This window comes from Streptomyces sp. NPDC059695 (genome assembly GCF_042733785.1).
Lineage (GTDB): Bacteria > Actinomycetota > Actinomycetes > Streptomycetales > Streptomycetaceae > Streptomyces.
In genome coordinates, this window is the sequence record NZ_JBHWFF010000037.1 from 1 (window position 1) to 6,525 (window position 6,525).

General features: G+C 72.9%; 3 protein-coding genes and 1 pseudogene. All 4 read right to left on the minus strand.

Translation table 11 applies throughout. From position 1 onward, the window contains the following. Positions 1 to 184: 184 nt before the first annotated feature. Positions 185 to 466 (minus strand): HU family DNA-binding protein, encoded by a 282-nt coding sequence (locus ACFV2S_RS32000; protein WP_015033921.1) that lies wholly within the window; start codon positions 464 to 466, stop codon positions 185 to 187. 312 nt (positions 467 to 778) lie between these two features. Further along, the gene (locus ACFV2S_RS32005) at positions 779 to 2,209 is read right to left on the minus strand and encodes an NAD-dependent malic enzyme (RefSeq protein WP_385567128.1); all 1,431 of its coding nucleotides are present in this window, start codon (positions 2,207 to 2,209) and stop codon (positions 779 to 781) included. 416 nt (positions 2,210 to 2,625) lie between these two features. Next, positions 2,626 to 4,953, minus strand: a complete 2,328-nt coding sequence (locus tag ACFV2S_RS32010; RefSeq protein ID WP_385567131.1) for a HelD family protein — start codon at positions 4,951 to 4,953, stop codon at positions 2,626 to 2,628. A gap of 440 nt (positions 4,954 to 5,393) precedes the next feature. Further along, a pseudogene (locus tag ACFV2S_RS32015) lies at positions 5,394 to 6,434 on the minus strand (uroporphyrinogen-III synthase); the annotation flags it as partial. Between the last annotated feature and the right edge of the window lie 91 nt (positions 6,435 to 6,525).

Sequence of the window (6,525 nt, forward strand, 5' to 3'; positions counted from 1 at the left end):
TCCTCGGCTGGGGGGGGCTGGTGTGGGTGCCGGGGGGGCGGGGGGGGCCCGCGCGCGCCCCGCCCCGCCCCGTCGTCCGCACCGTACGCGGGCGCGTGAAGGCGTGACGGGCCCGTACGGGCGCGAACGAAAGGGCGGCCACCCCCTGACAGGGTGGCCGCCCTTTCGGCGCCTACAGGCCGCCTTACTTGCCCTTGGCGGCTTCCTTGAGCTTCGAGCCCGCGGAGACCTTCACGCTGTAGCCGGCCGGGATGTCGATCGGGTCGCCGGTCTGCGGGTTACGAGCGGTGCGAGCGGCACGGTGGGTGCGCTCGAAGGTCAGGAAGCCGGGGATGGTGACCTTCTCGTCACCCTTGGCGACGACCTCGCCGACGGTCTCGGCGAGAGCGGCCAGCACGGCGTCGGCGTCCTTGCGGGTCACCTCGGCGCGGTCGGCCAGGGCGGCCACCAGCTCACTGCGGTTCATGTTGTTACTCCCGTGTTCTTCTTGCCTGTGAGGCGTGCCACGCGGCGGAAGCCGCGCGATTGGGTACAGCGAAGCCGATGCTGCCAGGGCCCTCGGACAGTCCCCGGACCCGGGTCAAATGACAGACCCTCGCGCCCAAACACGCATCCTGCCCCCACCAGCGGCGGGAACGCCAATCCGGCACCCCCGCGGGTCACACGAAAAGCGCCAGAGCCCCGTGGTGGTGACGTTCTGTCGACACCGCGAAAACCACGCGGAGCCGAAAAGCCACCCTAAAGGCGGGTTTACGGCTCCGCGAATCGCGACGCGCCGTCAGCGCCCGGACGGCGCCGTGCCCGGGCCCGCGGCCTTCGCCGCGGTCCGGACCGCGCCGGCCACCGCGCCGGCGACCTTGTCGTTGAAGACCGACGGGATGATGTAGTTCGGGTTCAGCTCGTCCTCGGTGACCACGTCGGCGAGGGCGGAGGCCGCCGCCAGCATCATCTCCGTGTTGACGGTACGGGACTGGGCGTCGAGCAGGCCGCGGAAGACACCCGGGAAGACCAGCACGTTGTTGATCTGGTTCGGGAAGTCCGAGCGGCCGGTGGCGACGACGGCGGCGGTCTGCCGGGCGGCGGCCGGGTCGACCTCCGGGTCCGGGTTCGCGAGCGCGAACACGATGGAGCCCTCCGCCATGGCGGCGACGTCCTCGGCGCCGAGCAGGTTCGGGGCCGAGACGCCGATGAAGACGTCCGCGCCGACGACGGCCTCCTTGAGGGTGCCGGTGACGCCCTCCGGGTTGGTGTTGTCGGCGATCCAGCGCAGCGGCGAGTCGGCCGGGGCGTCCACCAGGTCCTCGCGGTCCGCGTGCACGACGCCGTGGATGTCGGCGACGACGGCGTGCTTCACGCCCGCGGCGATCAGCAGCTTGAGGATGGCCGTACCGGCGGCACCGGCACCGGACATGACGACCCGTACGTCGCCGATGCCCTTGCCGACCACGCGCAGCGCGTTGGTGAGCGCGGCGAGGACGACGATGGCGGTGCCGTGCTGGTCGTCGTGGAAGACGGGGATGTCGAGGGCCTCGCGCAGACGGGCCTCGATCTCGAAGCAGCGGGGCGCGGAGATGTCCTCCAGGTTGATGCCCGCGAAGCCGGGGGCGATCGCCTTGACGATCGCGACGATCTCGTCGGTGTCCTGGGTGTCGAGGCAGAGCGGCCAGGCGTCGATGTCGGCGAAGCGCTTGAACAGGGCCGCCTTGCCCTCCATGACCGGCATCGCGGCCATCGGGCCGATGTTGCCGAGGCCGAGGACGGCGGAGCCGTCGGTGACGACGGCGACGGTGTTGCGCTTGATGGTGAGGCGGCGCGCGTCCTCGGGGTTCTCGGCGATCGCCATGCACACGCGGGCGACGCCCGGGGTGTAGATCATGGAGAGGTCGTCACGGTTCCGGATGGGGTGCTTCGACTGCATCTCGATCTTGCCGCCGAGGTGCATCAGGAACGTACGGTCGGAGACCTTGCCGAGGACGACGCCCTCGATGGTGCGCAGCTGCGCGACGATCTCGTCGGCGTGCGCGGTGGAGGTCGCGGCGATGGTGACGTCGATGCGGAGCTTCTCGTGGCCGGAGGCGGTCACGTCGAGGCCGGTGACGGATCCGCCGTGGGACTCCACCGCCGTGGTGAGCTGGGAGACCGCGGTTCCGCTGGCGGGAACCTCCAGCCTGACCGTCATCGAGTACGAGACGCTGGGCGCCGTTGCCATGGCCGAGTTCCTCTGCTTTCCCTGAGCTTCGTTGCTACGCCGCCCCGGCTGGTTGCCCTGGCGGCGCCCTCCGATGGTCGCACCTACCGGCCGGTAGCCGGTAATGCGGTCATTTTGTTTTCGGAAAGTAGTTTCCACCATACGAGAAGCTGACCGGAAACAGAAGAGGCCCCCGTCACCCGGAGGTGACAGGGGCCTCAACTTCGTACATACATCTAAGTGGCACCGACCCGCCATGCTCGCCTCGCGGCAAGTGGTCCCTCTGAGGGACGAAGGTTGGGCCCGGGGGCTTGGATCGAGCCGGTGCCACGACAAGGCTAACAAACCACCCTGGCTGGTGATTCCAGCGCCACAGGTTGACCTGAAATCAGCCCTGCGGCCTTGACCGCCGGGCTCCTCCCGCCGTCCTGGACCGCTCAGTCCCGCAACAGGTCCGGGACCCCGGCCGCGTCCGGCATGTCCCGGTCGCCCGAGAGCACCGTCAGCGCCTGCGTGGACCGCGTCAGGGCCACGTAGAGCACCCGAAGGCCGGCCGGCGACTCGTCCGCGATCTCCGCGGGCGAGACGACCACCGTCGCGTCGTACTCCAGGCCCTTCGCCTCCAGGGAGCCGAGCGCCACCACCCGGTCTCCCAGGTCGGCGAGCCAGCGGGCGGCCTCGTGACGCCGGTTCATGGCGACGACGACACCGACGGTGCCCTCCACCTCGGTGAGCAGCCGCCGCGCCTCGGACCGTACGGTTTCGGCCAGATCCGTCTTGGCCGGGACCGTCACGAAGCGGGGTTCGACGCCCGTCGAGCGGACCGCGCGCGGCGACTCCTTGCCCGGCATGGCCAGCGTCAGGACCTTCGCGGCGAGCGCGGCGATCTCCGCCGGGTTCCGGTAGTTGACGGTCAGTTCGAAGCGGCGCCGCGGCCGTGACCCGAGGGCCTCGTCCCGGGCCTCCGCGGCCTCGTCCGGGTCCGACCAGGAGGACTGCGCCGGGTCGCCGACGACCGTCCAGGTGGCGTGCCGGCCGCGCCGGCCGACCATCCGCCACTGCATCGGCGTCAGGTCCTGGGCCTCGTCGACGATCACGTGCGCGTACTCGGTGCGCTCCGCGGCGAGCCGCTCGGCCCGCTCCCGCTGGGTCTCCTCCCGTACCGGCATCAGCTCCTCCAGGCCCGTGAGCTGGTCCAGCGGGTCGTACTCCCGCTTCCTGCGGGGCCGGGCCGGGGCGCCGAGCAGGGTGTGCAGCTCGTCGAGGAGGGCGACGTCGTGGACGGAGAGGTCCCGGCGGCGCAGCGAGCGCGCCAGCCGCCGCACCTCGCCCGGGTTGAGGATCCGGCGGGCCCAGCGGCCGAGCCGCCGCTCGTCGGACATCGCGTCGAGGACCTGACGGGGGGTGAGCTCGGGCCACCAGGCGTCGAGGAACGACAGGAAGGAGTCCTCGGTCGACACGTCCTCGTCGAAGGAGGACCGCAGCTCGGCGGCGAGTTCGGGGTCGCTGTGCCGCCCGACGGCGCCGGACCTGGCGTACAGCGCGTCGAGGAGGAGCCTGCGGGCGCGCGGCCGGAGCAGGTTGACGGGGGCGGTGCCGCCGAGCACGTTGTGCCGGATGCGGCGCAGCTCGTCGGCCTCGAGTTCCAGCCGCCGCCCGAAGGCGACGACACGGAGCCGGGTGGGGGTCCCGGCCGAGACGGGCTCCTCCTCCCCCAGCTCGGGCTGCCTCTTGGGGGCGGGGGTCTCCAGGGCGCCCCGGGCGGCCTTCCGCAGCACGTGCACCATGCGGGAGGAACCCTTGACGCGGGCCACGGCCGGCTCGTCGTACGCGGTGGCCTCCGCGCCGTCGACGAGCGAGCCGACGGCGCGGATCGCGACCTGGCCCTCCTCGCCGAGGGAGGGCAGGACGCCCTCGGTGTACGAGACGAGGAGCGGCGTCGGGGAGACGATCAGGATGCCGCCCGCGTACCGCCGCCGGTCCTGGTAGAGCAGATAGGCCGCGCGGTGCAGCGCGACCGCGGTCTTGCCGGTGCCCGGCCCGCCCTCGACGTACGTGACGGAGGCGGCGGGCGCGCGGATGACGAGGTCCTGCTCGGCCTGGATGGAGGACACGATGTCCCGCATGGTGTGGCTGCGGGCCTGGCCGAGCGCGGCCATCAGCGCACCGTCGCCGATCACCGGCAGCTCGCGGCCGTCGAGGGTGGCCCGGAGCTCGGGGCGCATGAGGTCGTCCTCGACGCCGAGGACCTGGCGGCCCTTGGAGCGGATGACACGACGGCGCACGACCCGGCCCGGGTCGACCGGGGTGGACCGGTAGAAGGGCGCGGCGGCGGGCGCGCGCCAGTCGATGACGAGCGGGGCGTAGTCGGAGTCGAGGACCCCGATCCGGCCGATGTGGAGGGTCTCGCCGATGTCGGCCGTGTTGTCGGGCCGTACGGCGTCCTCGGCGGGCTCGACGGAGGTGTACGCCCCGTCGGGGCCCTTCTTCCCGTCCTTCCCGTACAGAAGGTCGATCCGGCCGAAGAGGAAGTCCTCGAACTCGTTGTTGAGCCGGTTGAGGTGGATGCCGGCCCGGAAGACCTGGGCGTCACGCTCTGCGAGGGCGCCGGGCGTGCCGACCTGGCCCCGCTGGGCGGCGTCGTTCATCAGGAACTCCGCCTCGTGGATCTTCTCCTCCAGTCGGCGGTAGACCTGATCCAGATGTTCCTGCTCGACACCGATCTCACGGTCTCCGACCGTGTCCACGGCTTCCTGCGCGGCCACCTAAGGCCCCCTTCTCACGTGCACTGGGCAGCCGTCGAGCGTACGCCACCGGGGGCCACCGTGTCAGTCGCGGGGGCTCCGCCACGTGCGCGCCCGTTGTGGGCAGGCGTTCCGCGGAGGCGGTGCCCCGCCCCGTGCGGGCCGTCGCCCGCTGCCCGTGTGGGCAATCGTCCCGCTTGGGGGTCCCCCCTGGACGAAGTCCTTGGGGGAGGGACGGGTGGGCACACGGGACGGCGCCCTCTCGCGGCGCCTCCGCGTTCCGCGCCTTGCCCCGCACCACCGGGTGCCGTCACCGGCGGTGCGGGTCCGGGCTCAGCAGCCTCTGGCGCCGGCAAGGGCGCCGTCCGTTGTGCCCACCCGTTCCGCCCCAGCGGAACGATTGCCCCCAACGGCGGGGCGGAGGCCCACAACGGGGCGGGCGCGGGCCCGCAAGCGGCTTCCTACCCGTCGTACTTGTCCGACGGCGACGCGTCCAGCGCCAGCCGGTACCCCCGCTTCACCACCGTCTGGATCAGCTTCGGCGCGCCCAGCGCCGTGCGCAGGCGCGCCATCGCCGTCTCCACGGCGTGTTCGTCGCGGCCCGCGCCCGGGAGCGCCCGGAGGAGGTCGGCGCGGGAGACGACCCAGCCGGGCCGGCGGGTGAGGAGGCCGAGGAGGGCCATCCCGGCGGGCGGGACGGGCCGCAGGGAGCCGTCGACGAGGACGGCGTGGCCGCGGAACTCCACGCGGTGGCCCGCGACGGGCAGGACCCGGGCGCGCCCGGGAAGCTCACGGCAGAGGAGCTGGACGAGCGGCCCGAGCCGGAAGCGTTCGGGCTGGTGGGTGTCGATGCCCTGCGCCTGGAGCGGCAGCGCCGTCACGGGACCGACGCACACGGCGAGCACGTCGTGCCGGAGCGCGGCGAGGAGTTCGTCCCGTACGCCCCGCTCGGCCGCCCGGGCGAACAGCGACGCGGCGGCGGGCGCGCTGGTGAAGGTCACCGCGTCGAGCCCGCGGGCGAGCGTCACGTCGAGGAGCCGGTCGAGCGGGCCGAGGTCCTCGGGCGGCATCCAGCGGTAGACGGGGACGCCGACGACCTCGGCGCCGCCCGCGGTGAGCGCCTCGACGAACCCCGGCAGCGGCTCTCCGTGGAGCTGGAGGGCGATGCGGCGGCCCGCCACGCCCTCCGTGAGGAGCCGGTCGAGGACCTCGGCCATGGACTCCGAGGAGGGCGACCAGGACTCGGTGAGTCCGGCCGCCCGCACGGCGCCCTTGACCTTGGGCCCGCGGGCGAGGAGCTCGACGCCGCGCAGGACGCCGAGGAGTGCGTCCCCGTACCCCCAGCCCTCGGCGGCCTCGACCCAGCCCCGGAAGCCGATCGCCGTGGTGGCGACGACGACGTCCGGGGTGTGGCCGATGAGCTCCTTGGTGGCGGCGAGGAGTTCGGCGTCGTCGGCGAGCGGCACGATCCGCAGGGCGGGGCCGTGGACGACGGCCCCCCCCGCGCCGCCGCCGACCGCGTCGAACGGCTGCCTCGGACCCGCCCCCTCCCGTGCCGACCTAAACAGAAAGCAGCATCCAGAGAGAGAGCCA

Bases quoted from the DNA above. Each gene is read 5' to 3' on its own strand.
- ACFV2S_RS32000 (WP_015033921.1), bottom strand. From the start codon at position 466: ATGAACCGCAGTGAGCTGGTGGCCGCCCTGGCCGACCGCGCCGAGGTG.
- ACFV2S_RS32005 (WP_385567128.1), bottom strand. From the start codon at position 2,209: ATGGCAACGGCGCCCAGCGTCTCGTACTCGATGACGGTCAGGCTGGAG.